The 19,895-nt window shown below is 67.5% G+C and carries 20 protein-coding genes; 5 read left to right on the top strand and 15 right to left on the bottom strand.

Features of this window, described 5'->3' with window-relative positions; translation table 11 throughout:
• The first annotated feature begins 11 nt into the window (after window positions 1-11).
• Together bla and VK92_RS31685 are read left to right on the top strand one after the other, a co-directional pair.
• Window positions 12-911 (top strand): class A beta-lactamase, encoded by a 900-nt coding sequence (gene bla / locus VK92_RS31690; protein WP_048022503.1) that lies wholly within the window; start codon window positions 12-14, stop codon window positions 909-911.
• 106 nt (window positions 912-1,017) lie between these two features.
• A complete protein-coding gene (locus VK92_RS31685) occupies window positions 1,018-1,890 on the top strand; it encodes a LysR substrate-binding domain-containing protein (RefSeq protein ID WP_048022502.1) in 873 nt (290 codons plus the stop codon).
• 68 nt (window positions 1,891-1,958) lie between these two features.
• Here VK92_RS31685 and VK92_RS31680 read toward each other — a convergent pair whose 3' ends face one another.
• The 9 genes from VK92_RS31680 to sapR form a co-directional block, all read right to left on the bottom strand.
• Window positions 1,959-2,294 (bottom strand): hypothetical protein, encoded by a 336-nt coding sequence (locus tag VK92_RS31680; RefSeq protein WP_048022501.1) that lies wholly within the window; start codon window positions 2,292-2,294, stop codon window positions 1,959-1,961.
• A 328-nt stretch (window positions 2,295-2,622) separates the two neighbouring features.
• On the bottom strand, window positions 2,623-2,877 hold the full coding sequence (locus VK92_RS31675; RefSeq protein ID WP_021161357.1) for a GlsB/YeaQ/YmgE family stress response membrane protein: 255 nt from the start codon (window positions 2,875-2,877) through the stop codon (window positions 2,623-2,625).
• Window positions 2,878-3,006: 129 nt separating this feature from the next.
• Complete coding sequence (locus tag VK92_RS31670; RefSeq protein WP_048022500.1) at window positions 3,007-3,783, bottom strand: ABC transporter ATP-binding protein; 777 nt, start codon at window positions 3,781-3,783, stop codon at window positions 3,007-3,009.
• Window positions 3,780-4,694, bottom strand: a complete 915-nt coding sequence (locus VK92_RS31665) for an ABC transporter ATP-binding protein (protein ID WP_048022499.1) — start codon at window positions 4,692-4,694, stop codon at window positions 3,780-3,782. The genes VK92_RS31670 and VK92_RS31665 overlap by 4 nt, the downstream gene beginning before the upstream one ends.
• Window position 4,695: 1 nt before the next feature.
• Window positions 4,696-5,610 carry a nickel transporter permease gene (gene nikC, locus VK92_RS31660; RefSeq protein WP_021161354.1) on the bottom strand — a complete coding sequence of 305 codons (915 nt, stop codon included), beginning with the start codon at window positions 5,608-5,610 and terminating at the stop codon, window positions 4,696-4,698.
• A 67-nt stretch (window positions 5,611-5,677) separates the two neighbouring features.
• Entirely contained in the window at window positions 5,678-6,748 is a 1,071-nt protein-coding gene (locus tag VK92_RS31655; RefSeq protein WP_048022498.1) for an ABC transporter permease, read from the bottom strand.
• 10 nt (window positions 6,749-6,758) lie between these two features.
• Window positions 6,759-8,360, bottom strand: a complete 1,602-nt coding sequence (locus tag VK92_RS31650; RefSeq protein WP_048022497.1) for an ABC transporter substrate-binding protein — start codon at window positions 8,358-8,360, stop codon at window positions 6,759-6,761.
• 61 nt (window positions 8,361-8,421) lie between these two features.
• A complete protein-coding gene (gene ddpX, locus VK92_RS31645; RefSeq protein WP_048022496.1) occupies window positions 8,422-8,985 on the bottom strand; it encodes a D-alanyl-D-alanine dipeptidase in 564 nt (187 codons plus the stop codon).
• A 27-nt stretch (window positions 8,986-9,012) separates the two neighbouring features.
• Window positions 9,013-9,900: a sap1 transcriptional regulator SapR gene (sapR, locus tag VK92_RS31640; RefSeq protein ID WP_048022495.1), complete on the bottom strand. Its 888-nt coding sequence runs from the start codon at window positions 9,898-9,900 to the stop codon at window positions 9,013-9,015.
• Between the two features lie 540 nt (window positions 9,901-10,440).
• Between sapR and VK92_RS31635 the strand changes: the two genes are divergently transcribed.
• Both VK92_RS31635 and VK92_RS31630 read left to right on the top strand, forming a co-directional pair.
• Window positions 10,441-11,697, top strand: coding sequence for an oxalate decarboxylase family bicupin (locus VK92_RS31635; RefSeq protein ID WP_048022494.1), 1,257 nt, complete (start codon window positions 10,441-10,443; stop codon window positions 11,695-11,697).
• Between the two features lie 90 nt (window positions 11,698-11,787).
• Window positions 11,788-13,113 (top strand): Nramp family divalent metal transporter, encoded by a 1,326-nt coding sequence (locus tag VK92_RS31630; RefSeq protein ID WP_048022493.1) that lies wholly within the window; start codon window positions 11,788-11,790, stop codon window positions 13,111-13,113.
• Between the two features lie 32 nt (window positions 13,114-13,145).
• On the opposite strand, the gene VK92_RS31625 is transcribed toward VK92_RS31630, so the two are convergent.
• The 6 genes from VK92_RS31625 to VK92_RS31600 all read right to left on the bottom strand — a co-directional run bounded on the left by VK92_RS31625 (window position 13,146) and on the right by VK92_RS31600 (window position 19,532).
• A complete protein-coding gene (locus VK92_RS31625; protein ID WP_048022492.1) occupies window positions 13,146-14,399 on the bottom strand; it encodes a hypothetical protein in 1,254 nt (417 codons plus the stop codon).
• A gap of 27 nt (window positions 14,400-14,426) precedes the next feature.
• The gene (locus VK92_RS31620; protein ID WP_021161346.1) at window positions 14,427-14,969 is read right to left on the bottom strand and encodes a class I SAM-dependent methyltransferase; all 543 of its coding nucleotides are present in this window, start codon (window positions 14,967-14,969) and stop codon (window positions 14,427-14,429) included.
• A gap of 178 nt (window positions 14,970-15,147) precedes the next feature.
• The gene (locus VK92_RS31615; protein WP_021161345.1) at window positions 15,148-16,737 is read right to left on the bottom strand and encodes an ABC transporter substrate-binding protein; all 1,590 of its coding nucleotides are present in this window, start codon (window positions 16,735-16,737) and stop codon (window positions 15,148-15,150) included.
• Window positions 16,738-16,874: 137 nt separating this feature from the next.
• Window positions 16,875-17,210 carry a hypothetical protein gene (locus VK92_RS31610; protein WP_021161344.1) on the bottom strand — a complete coding sequence of 112 codons (336 nt, stop codon included), beginning with the start codon at window positions 17,208-17,210 and terminating at the stop codon, window positions 16,875-16,877.
• A gap of 257 nt (window positions 17,211-17,467) precedes the next feature.
• Window positions 17,468-17,797 (bottom strand): hypothetical protein, encoded by a 330-nt coding sequence (locus VK92_RS31605; protein ID WP_021161343.1) that lies wholly within the window; start codon window positions 17,795-17,797, stop codon window positions 17,468-17,470.
• A 175-nt stretch (window positions 17,798-17,972) separates the two neighbouring features.
• The gene (locus VK92_RS31600) at window positions 17,973-19,532 is read right to left on the bottom strand and encodes a DHA2 family efflux MFS transporter permease subunit (protein ID WP_021161342.1); all 1,560 of its coding nucleotides are present in this window, start codon (window positions 19,530-19,532) and stop codon (window positions 17,973-17,975) included.
• Here VK92_RS31600 and VK92_RS43190 point away from each other — a divergent pair.
• Window positions 19,414-19,851, top strand: coding sequence for a hypothetical protein (locus VK92_RS43190; RefSeq protein ID WP_165589120.1), 438 nt, complete (start codon window positions 19,414-19,416; stop codon window positions 19,849-19,851). The two genes, VK92_RS31600 and VK92_RS43190, sit on opposite strands and share 119 nt — an antisense overlap.
• Window positions 19,852-19,895: the final 44 nt, after the last annotated feature.

The following is a 19,895-nucleotide window of genomic DNA, read 5'->3' as shown; positions in this document are numbered from 1 at the left end:
ACACCTCATCCATGGAACACTCTCCGACACGCCGCTCGCTGTTGCTTGCCGCCGTGGCCGCGCCGTTCGTCGCCGCGTGCACGTCCGCGCCGGTCGCCGACCAGGGGCGCGCCCATACCGCCCAGGCCGAATTGACCGCGCTCGAGAAGGCGTCGAACGGCCGGCTCGGTGTCGCCGCGCTCGATACGTCGAACGGCGTGCGCATCGCTCACCATGCGCGCGAACGCTTCCCGCTGTGCGGCACGTATGCGGTCGTCGCGGCTGCCGCGATGCTCGCGCGCGGCTCGCTCGATGCGTCGCTGCTGCCGCGCCGAATTCTTTACCGCCGCTATGAAATCGTGTCGGGCTCGCCGGTCACGGAAAGCCACGTCGACACGGGCATGACGATCGAGCAGCTGTGCGTGGCGATGCTGCAGTCGGGCGACAAGGGGGCGGGCAACCTGCTGATGGGTGTGCTGGGCGGCCCGCAGGCCGTCACGTCGTTCGCGCGCGCGAGCGGCGACACGTCGTTCCGCCTCGACCACTGGGAACCCGAACTGAATCACGCGGCGCCCGGCGACGAGCGGGACACGTCGACACCGGTCGAGATGATCGACACGCTGCAGCGGCTGCTGCTCGGCAACACGCTGCCCGACCCGCAGCGCGCGCAGTTGACGGAATGGATGGTCGGCGGCGCGCGCGGCGCGACCGGCATCGCGGCCGGCGTGCCGCCCGGCTGGCGCATCGCGGACAAGGCCGGCACGGGCGGTTACGGCACGACGACCGACGTCGCGGTGCTGTGGCCGCCGTCGCGTGCGCCGATCGTGATGGCCGTGTCGTTCACGCAGCCGCAAGCCGCGGCGGCGGCCCGCGCGGACGTCGTCGTGTCGGCGGCGCGCATCGTGGCGGGTGCGCTCACCGCGACGGCCTGAGCGCGTCGCTCCTCGCGTAAAACCGGCGTTTGGCTTATCGTGTCGGACAGCGCGCGCCGGAGCCGGCGCGCGGCCCTTCCGCGCCGTTTTTGCGTTTGCCTTCTTCATGCGCCGACTTCCGCCCCTGCACGCACTGCAGATCTTCTCGACGGTGGCCCGCCACCGCAGCTTCACGCGCGCGGCCGAGCAGCTGTGCATCACGCAGGGCGCGGTGAGCCGGCAGATCCAGACGCTCGAGGCGCATTACGGCTTTCCGCTGTTCAAGCGGCATGCGAAGGGGCTCACGCTGACGGCGGAGGGCGAGCAGTTGCTGCCGGTCGTCAACGAGAGCTTCGCGCGGATCGAGGACATCTCGATGAAGCTCACGCGCCAGCGCACCGATCTCGCGCTGAAGGTGCCCACCTGCGTGATGCGCTGGATGCTGCCGCGCATCATGCGCTTCCAGGGCGAGCATCCCGATCTCCATGTGCAGATCACGACCGCGTGGCAGCACGTCGTCGATTTCTCGACCGAGCCGTTCGATGCGGCCGTCGTCTACGGCACGGCGCCGGGCCCCGGCGTGTTCGCACTGCCGCTGTTCGACGAGCGGCTGACACCCGTGTGCGCGCCCGAGCTGCGGCAGGCGTCGCCGCTCGATGCGGTCGGCGATCTCGCGCGCCATACGCTGCTGCATCCGACGCGAGACCATCGCGACTGGCGTGCGTGGCTCGATCATGCGGGCGAGCGCAGTGTCGATCCCGCGCGCGGGCCGACGTTCGACACGCTCGATCTCGCGACGAACGCGGCGATGCAGGGCTTCGGCGTCGCGATCGGCGACGTGACGCTCGTCGACGACGACGTCAGCGCTCACCGGCTCGAACGGCCGTTCGACATCGTGCTCGAAACCGGCGCGCGTTACTTCTTCGTGTATCCCGAGACCATCGGCAGCCAGCAGAAGATCCGCGCGTTCAGCGACTGGATCGCGCGCCATCGCGACTGAGCGGCGACGCGCGCACGTTCATCGAACCGGCGGGCGGAACCCGCCGGGCGTCGCGCCGGCGAGCGGCTTTACTGGTATGTCACGACCGCGATCATCGGTGCGTGATTGTTGCCGGGACGGTTCGGTAAAACGATTGCGCGCGAGGCCTGAGTAAAGGTCGTGGTCTTGATCGCCTGCTGGCTCGCCGCGTCGACGAACGCGATCTGGCCGGTTGCCGGGCGCGGACAGTCGGCGCGTACGCGCCCGTTGGCGACATCGGCCGTATCGAGCGCGAACGAGCAGGGCGGCTCGACGATCATGCCGGAGAAGTGGATGATGCCGGACGCGCCGGCAGCGAAGGACGAGGAAGTGGCCAGAAGCGAGGCAGCCAGGGCGAACGAGGCGGCGATATGGCGATGCTTCATGACAGGCTCCAGAGAGGAAGCGCGTCGCAGCGGGGCCGCTCGGGTGGCAGTCCGTCAACGCCGCGATGCTGTATGCGTAAACGGCAGAACCATCGGACCTCTTGAATGAGAAAATCGAAATAATGGCTATGGGCAAACGATTGCGAATTGCTTGAACCAATGTAGGCCGAATCTGCGCAATCGCAAGTCAGGGAAAAGCCGGGGGAGATAAGATCGAACGGCGAACGGTCGCCGCGACCGTTGTGCGGGCAACGGCCTCGCGCCGCCCGGAAAGCAAAAACGCCGCTCGTCTCGAGCGGCGTTTTGCGTTGGGGCGAAGGTGCGCGGTTCAGTTCATGCGCTTGCGTACCGCGCCGACGATCACGAGCAGCACGATTGCGCCGACGATCGACGCGATCCAGCCCGCGCCCTGGCCCGGCGCATACCAGCCGGCCGCACGGCCGACGTAGCCGGCGACCAGCGAGCCGACGACGCCGAGCACGACGGTCATCAGGATTCCCATCTTGTCGTCGCCGGGCTTGAGCGCGCGGGCGAGGAGGCCGACGATGAGCCCGACGACCAGGGTTTCGATGAATTGCAGCATGAACGCCTCCCTATTGCTGTTGAGCTGTTGACGAAAGTAAATTGACCCGTGCAGTGCACAAGGGTTCCATGCGGCGGCAAGCCAGCGCGTGGCCCGCCGAGTATCGCATGGCGGCGCGACGTGCGGATGTCACGCGGCCGGCGCGTCAGGCGCCGGCTCGAGACGGCGATAGCCTTCGGTCGCATTCAGCAGCGTGCGCGTGTAGTCGCGCGCCACTTGTCCGGCCCGCACGTCCTCGATCCGCAACTGCTCGACGATCTCGCCCTGCTGCATCACGGCGACGCGCTGGCACAGGAAGCCGATCACCGCGAGGTTGTGGCTGACGAGGATCATCGTCAGGTTGCGTTCGCGATGCAGCCGGCGCAGCAGGTTCAGGATCTCGGCCTGCACCGACACGTCGAGCGCGGACGTCGGCTCGTCGAGCAGCAGCACGCGCGGCTCGACGATCAGCGCGCGTGCGATCGCGACGCGCTGCCGCTGGCCGCCCGACAACTGGTGCGGATAACGAAACCGGAACGTGGGGCCGAGCCCGACCTCGGACAGCGCGCGTGCGATGCGCGCATCGGTGTCGCGCATGCCGTGGATCGACAGCGGTTCGCGCAGCGTCTGGTCGACCGTGAAGCGGGGATGCAGCGACGCATACGGGTCCTGGAACACCATCTGCACGTGGCGGCGAAATGCACGGTCGGGTGTGCCGCCGACCGGCCGGCCGTCGATCGACAGGCTGCCGGACGCGAGCGGCACGAGGCCCGTCAGCGCGCGCAGCAGCGTCGACTTGCCGGAACCCGATTCGCCGACGAGCCCGAACACCTCGCCGTCGCGCACCGCGAAGCTCGCGTCGCGCACGGCGTCGACGTGACCCGTGCGGGTCGGGAAACGGATCGATGCGTGATCGACGTCGATCATCGTGCGGCCTCCTGTCGATCGGCGGGCGTGCCGGCATGCGGCGCGGGTTCGAGCCACGCCGGATCGCGCCGCAGCACGGGCAGTTCGTCCGGCGGATTCGCGAGCGGCGGGTTCGCCGCGAGCAGCCCGCGCGTATAGGGATGGGAAGCGTTGCGCAGGTCGCGCGCGGCGCAGGTTTCGACCACGCGGCCCGCGTACATCACCGCGACGCGATCGCAGAACGACATCACGAGCGGCAGGTCGTGGCTGATGAACATCAGGCCCGTGCCGTGGCGCGCGATCATCGCGTCGAGCACCGCGAGCACCTGCATCGACACGGCGACGTCGAGCGCGGAGGTCGGTTCGTCGGCGATCAGCAGGCGCGGGCCGGTCGACACCATCATCGCGATCATCACGCGCTGGCCCATGCCGCCCGACAGCTCGTGCGGATACGCATCGGCCACGCGCGCCGGGTCGCGGATCTGCACGGCCTCGAGTGCCTCGACGATCCGCTCGCGCAGCGCGCGGCCGCGCAGCCCGGGCTCGTGCAGCCGGAACGCTTCGCCCATCTGCTTCGCGACCGTCATCACCGGGTTCAGCGAATATTTCGGGTCCTGCAGGATCATGCCCATCTGGCTGCCGCACAGCCGCCGGCGTTCGCGCGGCGACATCGCGAGCAGGTCGTGGCCCGCGAAGCGCATCGTGCGCGCCGACCAGCGCGCGGCGTCGGGCAGCAGGCCGAGCAGCGCGCGGCCCGTCAGCGATTTGCCGGAGCCCGATTCGCCGACGATGCCGAGGCGTTCGCCGGGCGCGAGCGTCAGCGACAGGTCGCGCACGGCATCGGTGACGGTGCCGTCGTGCCCGCGAAAGCCGATCTTCAGCCCGTCGATCTCGCAGAGCGGCGCGGGCGCGGTGGCGGTATTCATCGGCATGTCACGCTCCATGGCGGGGATCGAAGACGTCGCGCAGCCCGTCGCCGAGCAGGTTGAACGCGAGGCTCACGAGCAGGATCGCGATGCCGGGCAGCGTCGCGACCCACCATGCGTCGAGCAGCACGTTGCGGCCCGACGCGACCATGAAGCCCCACTCGGGGCTCGGCGGCTGTGCGCCGAGGCCGAGGAAGCCGAGGCCCGCGACGGTCAGGATGATGCCGGCCATGTCGAGCGTCGCGCGCACGATCACCGACGACATGCACAGCGGCACGATGTAGCGCAGCAGGATGCGCGGGCCCGACGCGCCCTGCAGGCGGGCGGCGTGGATGAAGTCGGCCTGCGCGATGCGGATCGTCTCCGCGCGTGCGAGCCGCGCATACGCGGGCCATGCGGTGATCGAGATCGCGACGACCGCGTTGATCACGCCGGGCCCGAGCGCGGCCGCGAATGCGAGCGCGAGCACGATCTTCGGGAACGCGAGCGCGATGTCGGTGATGCGCATCAGCACGCTGTCGACGAAGCCGCCGCAATAGCCGGCCGTCGTGCCGATCGCGAGGCCGATCGGCACGACGATCACGACGACGAGCAGCGCAATGCCGAGCGTGAGGCGCGAACCGGCGATCAGCCGCGAAAGGATGTCGCGGCCGAGCTGGTCGGTGCCGAGCCAGTGCGACGGCGAGCCGGGCGGCAGCAGCCGGTCGGACAGCACCTGGCGCAGCGGATCGTGCGGCATGATCAGCGGGCCGACGATCGCGACGACGATCAGCGCGACGAGGATCGCGAGCCCGAACAGGTTGAGCGGGTTGGCGGCGAAACGGCGCCAGCGGCGATACGCAAGGCCGAGCGCGGCCTGCGAGCGCGACGCGGGCGCGTCGGACAGCAGCCACGCGCGCAGCGTGAGACGCTCGGCGTTCATGGTTGGACGACCTTCGGCATGGGCGATGAAAGAAGCAGGGTGGAAGCGGTCATGTCGTGTCGGCGCCTCAGCGCGCGCGCGGATCGAACACGCGGTACAGCGCGTCGGTCAGCAGGTTGACGGTGATGAACATCGCGCCGATCACGAGCGTCGCGCCGAGCACCGCGTTCATGTCGGCGTTCAGCAGCGCGCCGGTCAGGTACGAGCCGAGCCCCGGCCACGCGAACACGATCTCGGTCAGCACCGAGCCTTCGAGCAGGTTGCTGTACGTGAGCGCGATCACGGTGAGCAGCGGCACCGCGATGTTGCCGAACGCATGCCGCCAGATCACGCGGCGCTCCGGCAAGCCTTTCGCGCGCGCGGTGACGATGTATTCCTGGCTCAGCTGGTCGAGCATGAACGAGCGCGTCATGCGGCTGAGATACGCGACCGAGTAGTAGCCGAGAATCGCGGCCGGCAGCGCGATGTGCGATACCGCGTTGCGGAACACGTCCCATTCGCCCGCGAGCGCCGCGTCGATCAGCAGGCTGCCGGTGCGCGGATCGACCATCCCGTCGTACACGGGATCGAGCCGGCCCGGCCCGCCGACCCAGTGCAGCCGCGCGTAGAACAGCAGCAGCCCCATCAGCCCGAGCCAGAACACCGGCACCGAATTGCCGATCAACCCGACGAAGCGCGCGATGTGATCGATCGGACGGTTGTGCTTCACGGCGGCCGCGACGCCGAGCGGCACGCCGATCGCGATGCCGATCAAGGTCGCGATCGTCGCCAGTTCGAGCGTGGCCGGGAACACGCGCTTGATGTCGTCGAGCACCGGGTTCGCGGTCAGCAGCGACATGCCGAGATTGCCGTGCAGCACGTCGCGCGCATAGATCAGGAACTGCGTGACGAGCGGCTTGTCGAGCCCGAGCGCGATGCGTTCGGCCGCATACGCGTCGGCCGACGCGCGATCGCCGAGGATCGCGAGCACGGGATCGATCGGCACCTTGCGGCCGATCACGAACGTCAGCGCGAGCAGCCCCGCGAACGTGACGGCGAGCGTGAGCGCCCAGCGCAGCACGCGCAGTGCCCAGCGCACGGCCGGGTGCCGCGCGGGCAGCGTGCGCAGGGCTTCGAGGGAGGAGGCGGGAGTCGACATGCGGTGAATCTCATTGCTTCTTCAGGTTGCGGTACGACACGAGATCGTTGATCGGCCCGACTTCGAGCCCGCTCACGCCGGGCCGCGTCGCGACCTGCGCGACTTTCTCGAACATGATCACGAACGGCGAGCGCGCGAGCATCTCCTTCTGCATCGCCTGATACCGTTGCGCACGTTTCGCGGCGGTCGGCTCGGCGAGCGCGGCGTCGGTTTCCTTCGTCAGTTGCGGAATGTCCCAGCTGTTGCGCCAGGCCAGCATTTTATAGCTCGACTTGTCGGAATTGTCGGGGTTCCACGCAAAACCCTGCGCGTTGCTGTGCGGATCGATGTAGTCGGCCGACCATTCGCCGATGTAGATGTCGTGCTGGCGCGCGCGGTATTTCGCGAGTGTCTGCTTGTTGTCGCCGGGGATCAGCTGCACCTTGATGCCCGCCTGCGCGAAGTTCGCCTGCACGGCCTGCGCGATTTCGGTGTACGGATAGTCGTTGCGCACGTCCATCGTCACCGAGAACCCGTTCGGCACGCCGGCTTTCGCGAGCAGCGCCTTCGCCTTCGCGACGTCGAGCCGGTACGGGTTCGCGTTCAGCGTGCCGAGGAAACCTTCGGGCAGGAACGTCTGGTGGACCTTGTAGGTCGTCTTCACCACGTTGCCCTGGATGCCCGCATAGTCGACGAGCCACTTCAGCGCTTCCTGCACGTCGGGTTTCGCGAGCGTCGGATTCTTCGTGTTCAGGCCGAGATACAGCAGCGTCGCCTGCGGCGATGCCGACACCTTCGCCTTGCCGGATTTCACGACCGACGCCAGATCGTCGGGGCTCAGGTCGCGTGCCGCATCGACATCGCCGTTCTCCAGCAGCAGGCGCTGGCTCGCGGCTTCGGGCACGTGGCGCAGCACGATGCGCTTCATCGCGAGCGGCAGCCGGTAGCCGTCGAAGCGCTGCAGCACGACGCTGTCGCCGGCGGTCCACTTGACCAGCTTGTACGCGCCGGAGCCGGCCTCGTTGGTCTTCAGCCACGCGTTGCCGAAGTCGCTGCCCTGCTGGTGCGACAGCAGCAGCTTCCTGTCGAGCACGGAGGCGGGCCAGGAGCCCAGCACATTCAGGACGAAGGTCGGCGCGTACTTCTGGTCGGTCGTGACCGACACCGTCAGGTCGTCGAGCTTCTTCACGTTGGCGACGACGTTCGCCTTCGTGAGCCCGATGCCGGTCAGCACGGCCGCGGGCCCCTTGTCGAGCAGCACCGCGCGCTGGATCGACCACGCGACGTCGTCGGCCGTCAGCGGGTTGCCCGAGTGGAACTTGAGGCCGGGGCGCAGCTTGAACGTGTAGGTCAGCCCGTCGGTGCTCACCGTCCACGACTGCGCGACGTCGCCGTTGAATTTCGACGGGTCGCGCAGGTCGACGCGCACGAGCCGGTCGTACGTGTTCGCGACGTATTCCTCCGGCACCAGCTCGTAGACCTCGCCCGGGTCCAGCGTCGTGAATTCGTCGAGCAGCGTGGCCATCACGAACATGTCCTTCGGTGTCTCCGCGTGCGCGGCGGACAGCGGAACGGCGGCGAGGACGGATGCGGCGGCCAGCGCCGCGACGAGCCGGGATGTCAGGGGTTTCATCTGCGCTCCATGTGTCGTTGAAGTCGTTGAACGTGAACGTCGGGGGGCATGCGCCGGGCCATCACATCAGGCGCCACGGGCCGCTTGCCGCATTGTCGATCTGCGGCAATGCGTGCGAGCCGGGCAGTTCGTAGTGCCACCATTCGCTGTCGATGTGCGCGAAGCCGGCCGCGTGCATCACGCCGAGCAGCAGCAGGCGGTTGCGCTGCACGGCTTCGGGCAGCCCCGCGTGGAAGTGGCCGGATGCGGCGACCATCTCGTCGAAGCCGGTGCCCATGTCGAGCGGCTCGCCATCCGCGCCGACGAGCGTCAGGTCGAGCGCGGTGCCGCGGCTGTGATTCGAGCCGCGGCCGAGATCGGCGACGAAGTTCGGGTCGGGCAGGAAATCCCACAGCACCTGCTGCGCCTGCGGCGGCCGGTACGCATCGTAGATGCGCAGCGTGAAGCCGGCCTGCGCGGCGACGTTCACCGCGCGGCGCAACGCGGCCTCGGCCGGCGCCAGCAGCAGGCAGTGCGCGCGGCGGTAGATCGGCTTGCCGGTCAGGTTGCGGTCGGTCGCGTAGACGAGGTCGATGTCGACGCGATGGGTGGTGGGCGTGATTTCGACGAGGCGGTGGTCGTTCATTGGCGGTTCGGGTTCGGTCGGGCTCGCTCAGGATTCGAATTGGTCGAACGTGTGCTGCAGTTCGCGGTTGCGCGCGACGCGCCGGTCGATCGCGGGGCCGAGGCGGTCGACCACGGCCGTGATCAGCAGGTTGAACAGGCAGGTGAGCGGTGCGAGCGAATCCCAGAACTGGCCGACGTCGGTCTTCACCTGCAGCAGGTCGGCCGGCCAGTCGCGCGCCCACGGGCACGAGAGATCGGTGACCAGCGCGAACGGCTGCCCGCGCTCGGCGGCCGCCTGGCAATAGCGGCGCGCGCTGCGCGAATACGCGCGGGTGTCGGTGACGATGCAGTACGGCCGCTCGAATTCGGAGTTCAGCGAATCGACGTACGAGCCCGACTGGCCGTCGGAATAGAACACGCGCGGGCGCAGGTACTCGAGGTAGCTGCTGAACGCATTGCTGATCCCGCGCGTCGACTGGATGCCGAGGATGAATACCGCGTCCGCATGCGCGATCCGGTCGGCCACCTGCGCGAACACCGGGCCTTCGGCGAGGCGGTACACGTGGCGGATCGCATCGAGCTCGCGCTCGAGCGACGATGCGAGCGGGCTGTTGGCGGCATTGGCATTGCCGTTGCGGTGGGCCGGTTGCGTACCCGCGACGCGGCGGTATTCGTCGAGCCGGTCGGTGATCATCCACGGGCGATCGCCTCCGCCGCGCAGCTCGCGTTTCAGGTCGTCGAGATTGCGGTAGCCGACGCTGCGCAGGAAGCGCCCGACCGAGATGCCGCTCGTGCCGGCCTGCCGGGCGATCTGGTCGGCCGTTTCAAGCCCGAGCCGGTCGAGGTTCGCGAGCATGTAGCTCGCGATGCGCTTCGCGGTCGGCGTGAGCTCGGCATAGCGGGATTCGACGGTACGGGCGAACGCGCAGGTCATCGGCTGTTAGATCGTTGTCGTCTGATGATCGAATGTCATCCATCTAACGAAGCCAAAATCATTCGCGCCAGCGGATAAAAACTATGGTGTGAGGATAGGTGATAGGGTCGGAAGTGCGTTCGACGGCGGGGCGGTTCGCGCCGGAAGGGGAATGGTTTTATCTCTGTCAGGCATATTTTGCGTTTATTCCTGACAGAGATAATTTGCGTTTATGTCTGTCAGGCATGTTGATCGAATCGAACCGCGATCGTCCGCTACGTGCCTCCATTTCGTCTTGCCGTCAGTCGCACTTCACGACCGGGCTCATCGGATCTGACCGATTTGCCGCCCTCGATCGTTGCCCGCCATCCCGCTGCACCGCAATAATTACAAAATTAAAGTCGATCAGCTTAAATCATTAATTCAGGTTAATAATTCATTTAATTTATTCGTCGAATTGTATTTAACTTGCGTGACGGGATGTTCGATTTTCGATAATCCGAAAAACGGCATGTGTTCCGTAATGGGAATTCACTTGATCGCAAGAATGAAGGAGAAGTCATGACGAATCTTTCTCGACGCAGGATGCTGGCGAATACGGCCGGCGCCATTGCCGCCGCCGGTATTGCGGTATCGGCGAAGGCCGCCTCGTTCGGCAATCCGGACAGTCCGCCGGAAGGCGCGGTCAATGCGCGCAACCGCCAGAGCCTGACCGATCCGGGGCCTAAAAATCCGGCTATTGCCAACCAGTTTCCGTCCTTTCAGGATCCGCCTGCCACCGATATCAACGGCATGCCGTTATTCTGGGCCTCGTTCAATAATGCGCATAAAAGAATTCAAAATGGCGGATGGGCGCGTGAAGTCACCCAGGACGATTTTGCGATTTCCGAAACCATTTCCGGCGTCAACATGCGCCTGACGCGCGGCGGCATTCGCGAGATGCACTGGCACCAGCAGGCCGAGTGGGCCATCATGCTCGACGGCCGGTGCCGGATCACGGTGCTCGACGAACTCGGGCGGCCATCGGTGCAGGACGTGAAAACCGGCGATCTCTGGTATTTCCCGCCCGGCCTGCCGCATTCGCTGCAGGGCCTCGGCACCGACGGCGCCGAATTCCTGCTCGCGTTCGATAACGGCCGCGCATCCGAATTCAACACGCTGCTGCTGACCGACTGGGTCGCGCACACGCCGCCCGACGTGCTCGCACTCAACTTCGGCGTGCCGGCCGACGCATTCCGGAACATCCCGCTCGACAACCTGTGGATCTTCCAGGGCGACGAACCGGGCCCGCTCGCGGAAGCCCAGCGCGCGTCGGCGTCGGCGGCAGGGGCGCCGCCGCATCCGTTCATCTTCCCGCTCGGCGACATGAAGCCGGTCAGGAAGACCCGCGGCGGTGAAGTGCGGATCGCGGACAGCACGAACTTCAACGTGTCGACGACCGTCGCGGCGGCGCTCGTCACCGTGCATCCGGGCGGCATGCGGGAACTCCACTGGCACCCGAACGCGGATGAATGGCAGTACTACCTGCAGGGCGAGGCACGGATGACCGTGTTCGACACGGGGCCGAAGGCGCAGACGGCCGACTTCCGCGCGGGCGACGTCGGCTACGTGAAGACAAGCCTCGGGCACTACGTGCAGAACACCGGCAACACCGATCTGGTGTTCCTCGAGATCTTCAAGACCGACCGCTATGCGGAAGTGTCGCTGTCCGACTGGCTCGCGCATACGCCGCCGAAGCTCGTCGAAGCGCACCTGAACGTCGCGCCGGACGTGATCGCGCAGTTTCCGCGCAACCGTCCCGACGTCGTGCCGCTGTAACGCCGCCGCGGGCGCCGCAGCCGGCAGCCGAGATGCCGGCCGTGGCGCCCGACCTTCAGGAATCCTTCCTCATTCGAACGGAACACCGCCATGATTCCCGTCACGAACAAACCTGCCGGCGGCTTCGCGCTGCCGGGCCTGCCTACCGGGCACAACGGCCACACCGGCCACACCGACGGCGCGGCGCGTGCCGCGCTGGAAGGGCGCTGCACCGGCGTCGCCGCGCTGCTGCCGTTCGTCGGGCCGGCCGTGATTGCGTCGATCGGTTATATGGACCCCGGCAACTTCGCGACCAACATCCAGGCCGGTGCCGCGTTCGGCTACCGGCTGCTGTGGGTCGTACTGGCCGCGAACGCGATCGCGATGCTGTTCCAGGCGATGTCGGCGAAGCTCGGCATCGTGACCGGCCGCAATCTCGCGGAGCTGTGCCGCGACCGGTTTCCCGCGCCGGTCGTATGGGGCATGTGGGTCGCGTCCGAGATCGCCGCGATGGCGACCGATCTCGCCGAATTCCTCGGCGGCGCGCTTGCATTCGGGCTGTTGTGCCACCTGTCGCTGTTCGCGGGGATGATCGCGACGGCGCTCGCGACCTGCGCGATCCTCGCGCTCGAAAAGCGCGGCTTCCGGCCGCTGGAAGCCGCGATCGCAGCGCTGGTCGGCGTGATCGGCGCGTGCTATCTCGGCGAACTGCTGATCGCGCCGCAGGACTGGCATGCGGCCGCGTTCCACCTGGTCGTCCCGCAGATTCCGGATCGTGCGGCGCTCACGATCGCGGTCGGGATCATCGGCGCGACGATCATGCCGCACACGCTGTATCTGCATTCGGGGCTCACGCAGGATCGCACCGCGCCGCGCGACGATACGGAGCGGCGGCGGCTCGTGCGCTTCTCGAATCGCGAGGTGGTCGTCGCGCTCGGGCTGGCCGGGTTCGTGAATCTCGCGATGGTGATGATGGCGTCGTCGGCGTTTCACGCGAGCGCGCCGGGCATGACCGACATCGGCGACGCGTATCACACGCTGATCCCGGTGCTCGGGCCGGCGGCCGGCGCGCTGTTTCTCGTCGCGCTGCTGACCTCGGGCGTGTCGAGTTCGGTGGTCGGCACGATGGCCGGGCAGGTCGTGATGCAGGGTTTCATCCACCGCCGCGTGCCGGTCTGGGTGCGGCGCGCGGTGACGGTCGTGCCCGCGTTCGCGGTGGTCGCGCTCGGCTGCGATGTCACGCGCGCGATGGTCGCGAGCCAGGTGGTGCTGAGTTTCGTGCTGCCGATGCCGATGATCGCGCTGCTGATGCTGTCGGCGCGGGCGGACGTGATGGGCGCTTACGCGATGCGGATGCCGCTGCGGATCGTCGCCGGCGCGGCGACGGTCGTGATCGTCGGGTTGAATGCGTACCTGGTGTGGGCGGCATTCCATTGACCGGCGGCGGGCCGCCGCCTGCTGCCTGCTGCCTATTGCTGCATGTCCGGCGCCTCGCGCAGCCGCCAGATCGCATTGCACTGCTGGCCGCCGAGGCTCGTCGAGCGCAGCGTGATGACGGTGCCGGGCGCGATCCGGTACGTGAAATGCGCCGTCAGCTCGGTGCCTTTCCGCTGCGGCTGCCCGTCGACCAGCACTTCGCACAGCAGCGGCGACGGCGACCCGGACGGGTGCGTGACGTAGACGTTCAGCCGCGCGATGTCGCGTGTCGCGGTGAACACGACCTCGTGGTTCCCGCTGCCGATCAGCATCGTGCCGCCGGGTTCGTCGATCGCCTGCAGGTAGGCGCCCGCGCTTGTCTCGATCGTTGCGGCCGCAACGGTCAGCCCGGCCGAGCGCACGTAGTCGGTCGCCGCGATGCGCGCGGCGACCGTATCGGACTGTGCCCGCGTGCCGTCCGACAGCGCGAACGGCACGCCGTCGCGCAGCGCGGCGTCGACGTGGTTCGCGTAGTAGCGCCAGCGGTCGAGGAAGCGGATGTCGCCGGTCATGTGGAGCGCGCGGATCGGCTCGCCGTGATACCGGAGCGTCGTCGTGCCGGTGCCTGCATCGAACGCTTCGTGAATGCCGTACTTGCTGACGAAGTTCTGGACCGGATCGAGCAGCGCCGTTTCGCCCTGGGCGCTCCACAGGTGCAGGAACGTCGTATCGATTCCGAAGCATTCCTGGAAATCGGTGCCGATGCGGGCGGTGCAGTCGCGCAGGTGGCCGGCGTAGCGTGCCCACGCGTCGGCGGTCCCGGCGACGAGCCCGGCCTGCAACGCGCTGCCGTGGCGGGCGGAGACTTCATCGACGACGAGGCGCCAGTGATGGTCGCGCCGCTCGCCGATCAGCGGCGTGACGACGAACGTGCAGAACAGCGGGTCGGGGCACGCGTGGAGCCGGTCGTCGCCGATCTGCGAGAACAGGTCGAACGGCGGCGCGCAGAACCAGATGTCGGCGTCGTACAGCGCGAGCTTGCGGATCTGCGGGTTGCGTGCGCAATACTCGGCGGCCTCGATGAAGCGGCCGACCGGCAGCGCATACGCGCTCGACGCGTCGATCACGTCGACCGACTGGCTCGCGAGGATCTGCCGCTTGCGTTCGGACAGCCCGTAGCCGATCACCGCAATCCGGCCGTCGTAGCCGGTGTGCCGCAGCGACAGCAGGAACGGCACGAGCATCTCGTACCACGCGCGGTTGTTGTCGTTGATCGCCACGCAGACCGCGTGTTCGCTCGATTGCATGTTCGCCCCCCGTTGCGCGCGCCCGGCTCAGTAGCCGACGTGGCGCTCGCAGACGACCGCGCCGCAACCGCGGCTGTCGTGATACGTAATATGAAACTGCTTGTTGTCCCACAGCCACTGGAACACCGCCTGGTACACGCCGGCCACGGTCATGTCGTGCAGCACGATCTTCTTGCGCGCCAGCGGGCCGAAACGGTTCAGTTCGGCGAGCGTCTGCTCGTACGTATGCGTGGTGTCGATGAACAGCAGGTCGGCGGCGAGCGGCTCCATCGCGAGATCGTCGGCGATCCGGAATTCGAAGTCGATGGACAGGTCTTTCGCCGCCTGCTCCAGTTCGGGCCGGATCTGGAAATACTCGTCGGAGATGTCGACCGACACGAGGCGCTTCGGCTGCGCGAGCAGGAAGGCCGTCGTGGTCAGCCCGGTGAACACGCCGAGCTCCAGGATGGTGTCGCATCCGGCGGCCGTTTGCGTATAGAAGTCGAAGCGGGAAGGGCTGTCGCCGAGCCAGCCGATCGGCTCGATCTTGTACTGAAGGAACTCCATTCGCAGTTGTTGTAGCGTGCGCATCCTGTTTTCCTTGGCGAAGCGGATTAGCGGATTCGGTGGTCCCCATCGTCGCCGGTCGCGGCCGGCGTCCGTGGCGTCGCGCATTGTAGATCGCCCGCGCCGCACGGCATAGCACCGCCGCGGCGGCCCGCGGCGATTACCCGCGCGCCGGCAGGGCCGGGCGCGCGGGCGGGCGCCATTATTTCGCGAGCGTGCGGTATGACACGAGGTCGTTGATCGGCCCGATTTCCGGCCCGGTCACGCCGGGGCGCGTCGCGACCTGCACGACCTTCTCGAACATGATGATGAACGGCGAGTTCGCGAGCACGGCCTTCTGCAGCGCTTCGTAACGCTGCGCGCGCTTCGCGGGCGACGGCTCGACGAGCGCGGCCTCGGTGTCCTTCGTCAGTTGCGGAATGTCCCAGCTGTTGCGCCACGCGAGCATCTTCGTCGGCGACTGGTCGGAGTTGTCCGGATTCCACGCGAAGCCGCGCGCGTTGCTGTTCGGGTCCATGTAGTCGGGCGACCATTCGCCGACGAAGATGTCGTGCTGGCGCGCGCGATACTTGCCGATCGCCTGCTTCGCATCGCCCGGAATCAGCTTCACGCGGATGCCGCCCAGAGCGAAGTTCGCCTGCAGCGCCTGCGCGATCTCGAGGTACGGATAGTCGTTCGGCATGTCCATCGTCACGTCGAAGCCGTTCGGCAGGCCGGCCTTGGCGAGCAGCGCCTTCGCCTTCGCGACGTCCTGCTTGTACGGGCGGGCGTTCGACGCGCCGAGGAAGCCTTCGGGCAGGAAGGTTTCATGCACCTTGTACGTCGTGCTGACGATGTTGCGCTGGATGCCGTCATAGTCGACCAGCCATTTCATCGCCTGCTGCACCTCGGGTTTCGCGAGGTTCGGGTTCTTCGTGTTCAGGCTCAGGTACAGCAGCGCGGACACCGGCCACGACGCGACCTTGATCTTGCCGGCCTTCGTCAGCGCGGCGAGGCTGTCGGGGCTCAGGTTGCGCGCGGCGTCGGCGTCGCCGTTCTCCAGCAGCAACCGTTGCGCGGACGCTTCGGGCACGTGGCGCAGCACGACGCGCTTCATCGGGTACGGCGTGCGGTATTTCTCGAAGCGCTGCAGCACGATGTTTTCGTTGGGCGTCCACTTGACGAGCTGGTACGGGCCCGAGCCCGCGTCGTTGGTCCGGAGCCAGCCGCTGCCGAAATCGTTGCCCTGCTGGTGCGACAGCAGCAGCTTCTTGTCGAAGACCGATGCCGGGCATGCGCTCAGCACGTTGAGCACGAAGCTCGGTGCGTACTTGCGGTCGGTTTCGAGCACGACGGTCTGCGGGTCGACCACGCGCACCTTCTGCGCCACGTTCGCTTTCGTGAGGCCGAGGTCGGCGAGCACGCCGGCCGGCCCCTTGTCGAGCAGGATGGTGCGCTGCAGCGACCACGCGACGTCGTCGGCGGTGACCGGGTTGCCGGAATGGAACGTGAGGCCGGGGCGCAGCTTGAACGTGTAGGTCACGCCGTCGGCGCCGACCGTCCACGATTGCGCGATCTGCCCGTCGAAGCGCGTCGGGTCCTTCAGGTCGACGCGCACGAGCCGTTCGTAGGTATTCGCGACGTACTCCGACGGCACCAGTTCGTAAATCCCGCTCGGGTCGAGGGTCGTGAATTCGCCGAGCTGCGTGGCGACGACGAAGATGCCGGGCGGCGTGGCCGCCTGCGCCGGCAGCGCCGGGACAAGCGCGACGAGCGCGGCGCTGACGAACAGCCGGGACAGCAGGTGCTTCATGCGGGCTCCGTTGAAAGGGAATCGTGGGTGCGATTCTCTCATCGACGGCCACCCGGATGAAAATATTCGGCGTGCGGGCCGGCGGGCCGGCGCGCAGGAGCGAGCCGGGCGGGCGCCCGGCATCGGCGGGGTTCGGATCAGATCAGGCAGCGTGCGAGCGCGAAGCGCATCGTTTCCTCGGGCGGCTCGCTGCCCGAGCCGCGCACGACCTTGACGACCGAACCGTTGCCCGACGGCGTCAGCGTGACGAAGTACGAGTTCGAGCCGACGGCGATATCGGTCACGCCGTTGTGCTGCGATTGCTCGGTGCCCGGCAGGCGGCTGTCGAGGCAGTTGGCGATCGCGTAGGCCGGACGTTGCGACGACACGTACATCATCGGCGCCGCGCCGGACGAGGCGGCCGAGTCGGACGACGGCGCGGAACCGCAGGCGGCGAGCAGGGCGGCGGGAAGGAGCAGCAGGAATCGTTTCATGGTGGGTCGTCGTGGGTCTCGTATCGAGGCTGGGGCGCGGGGTAGGCGAAACGCGAAGCTTCGCGACGAAACCGCCCGGAATCGGGCCATGTTTGACGGACGACGATGCGGCAGGCGGCTGACGACGGAGTATACCCGCAGCATTTGAAGCCGTTGGCGCGTTGAAACGATTCGATACACAACAAGCACCCGCTGCCGCGCGGCGGCAGCGGGCGTTTCAGGTAGTGGCGAATGGGCACCTGCCGGTGTTGTCGATCTTATTGGCCGATCTGGTGGCTGACCGCATTTTCCTGCTGGTTCAGCACGTGCTGTTCGCTCTTCGTGATGTGGCTGCGGTCCTGCGCAGCCATGTCCCGCTCTTCCCGGCGGATCTTGCGGTCGTCACGGTGCAGGCGCGCGGCCTGTGCGTGCGACATCTCGCCTTCCTTCACTTCGTGATGGATCCGGCGATTCTGGTTTGCGAGGCGCTGGTTGACCTCTTCGCGGCGCGGATGCGCCTGTTGCCACGGCGTGTCGGCGAACGCGGTGCCGGTCAGTACCGACATCAGGGTGGCGGCAATCGCGAGATGGCGCGTCAAGGCTCGCATGGTGTTTTCTCCTGTCGTTGCGCGCCCGGATCGTGAGCGCTTGTCCAGAAAACGCGGTGCGGGCACCGGCTGTTGACGTTTCCGCCTGTATCGATTGCAAGTCTTTATTACGCGGGCGGGTGACGACGCAGGGCCCGGCGTGCGCGACGCGGGGCCCGGCCGGCGCGCATCCGGATCAATGCGCGCCGGCCGCTGCCGCGTCGGCGTCGCCGCCGCCCGAGCGCGACGGTTTCGTGATCCAGATCAGCGGAATGATCGCGACGAAGATGATCGCCGATACATAGAAGATGTCGTTCAGCCCCATCACGGCCGCTTGCGAATCGACCGACGTGTTGAAGAGCGCGAGCGCCGAATCGGGGCTCAGGTGCAGCAGCGAGCGCGTCGTGTCGACGTGTTGCGCGAAGGTCGGGTTGTCGATGCTCGCCTGTTCGGTGAGCCGCGCGTGGTGCAGGATCGTGCGGTCGTTCCAGGCGTTGCTGATCAGCGACGTGCCGACCGCGCCGCAGAACGTGCGGCCGAAATTCGACAGGCCGGCGGCGGCCGGGATCTTTTCCGGCGGCAGCCCGGACAGGATGATCGACGTCAGCGGCACGAAGAACATCGCCATCGGGATGCCTTGCAGCAGCGTCGGCAGCACGAGGTCCCAGCGCGACACGTCGGTGTAGAAGGTCGTGCGCATCATGAACACGACCGCGAAGCCGACGAACGCGAGCGTCGCGATGTAGCGCGGGTCGGTGCGCGGCAGCAGGCGCCCCATGACCGGCGTGAGCAGGATCGCGAACACCCCGAGCGGCGCGGTGGCGAGCCCCGAATCGACCGCGCGGTAGCCGAGATAGCCCTGCATCCATTGCGGCAGCAGCACGAGCGTGCCGAAGAACATCCCGTACGCGACCGAGATCGCGATCGTGCCGCCCGCGAAATTGCGCTGCGTGAAAAGCCGCAGGTCGACGATCGGGTTGGCCTCGTGCAGCTCCCACACGAGGAAGAACGCGAAGCCGATCAGCGCGACGATGCCGAGCGCGACGACGACGGGCGAGTTGAACCAGTCGAGATCCTTGCCTTTGTCGAGCATGATCTGCAGCGACGCGACCCACAGCACGAGCAGCAGCAGGCCGACCGTATCGATCGGCAGGCGGCGCGTGGCCGATTCGCGATCCCGGAACACGATCCACGTGACGGCGGCCGCGAAGAAGCCGACCGGAATGTTGATGTAGAAGATCCACGACCAGTTGTAGTCATACGTGATCCAGCCGCCGAGCGACGGCCCCGCAATCGGGCCGACGAGTGCGGTCATCGACCACAGCGCCAGCGCGCTCGACGATTTCTGCCGCGGCCACGCGCCGAGCAGCAGCGCCTGCGACAGCGGCGCGAGCGGCCCGGCGACCGCGCCCTGCAGGATCCGTGCGGCGAGCAGTGTCGGCAGGTTCGGCGCGATCCCGCACAGCCACGACGCGAACACGAACAGCAGGATCGACGTGACGAACAGGCGTACCTGGCCGAAGCGCTGCGTGAGCCAGCCCGTCAACGGAATCGACACCGCGTTCGCGGCCGCAAAGATCGTGATGACCCACGTGCCTTCGTCGACCGACACGCCGAGGTCGCCCGAGATGGTCGGAATGGCGACGTTCGCGATCGACGAGTCGAGCACGTTCATGAACATCGCGAGCGATACGGCGATCGTGCCGATCGCGAGCTTGCCGCCCGAAAGCGGGGCGGGAGATGACGGTGTGGACATGGGTTTCCTGCGTAAGAAGCGTAAGGTGCTTGACGGCTGCGGCCCGTCGCGGCGGGCACGCGCCACCGCGCACGCACGCGTGCGAACGCGACGCAGGCGCGGCGCGGCTGCTGAACGGAAAGCGCACGGCGCGCGACGCGGCCCGGTAGCCGGGGCCGACGCGTGCGACGTGCGGCTCGATCGGATGCACGAAGCCGTGGCGGGCTTCGGAAGGCGGGATGCTGCCGGTCAGGAAGGCGGGACGCGCGTGACGCGTCTGCGGGCAGCGGTCAGGCGGCTGGCGTCGCCGGTGGAGTCGTTGTGCATCGCGACAGGCTAACGATGTGGCGTGCCGCCATCAACACGGGCCGGCTCATTAATCGA

This window comes from Burkholderia sp. LK4, assembly GCF_001043615.1.
Classification (GTDB): Bacteria; Pseudomonadota; Gammaproteobacteria; order Burkholderiales; family Burkholderiaceae; genus Burkholderia; species Burkholderia cepacia.
Note: the sequence above shows the minus strand (reverse complement) of the source record. Positions and strands in the feature narration are given on the sequence as shown.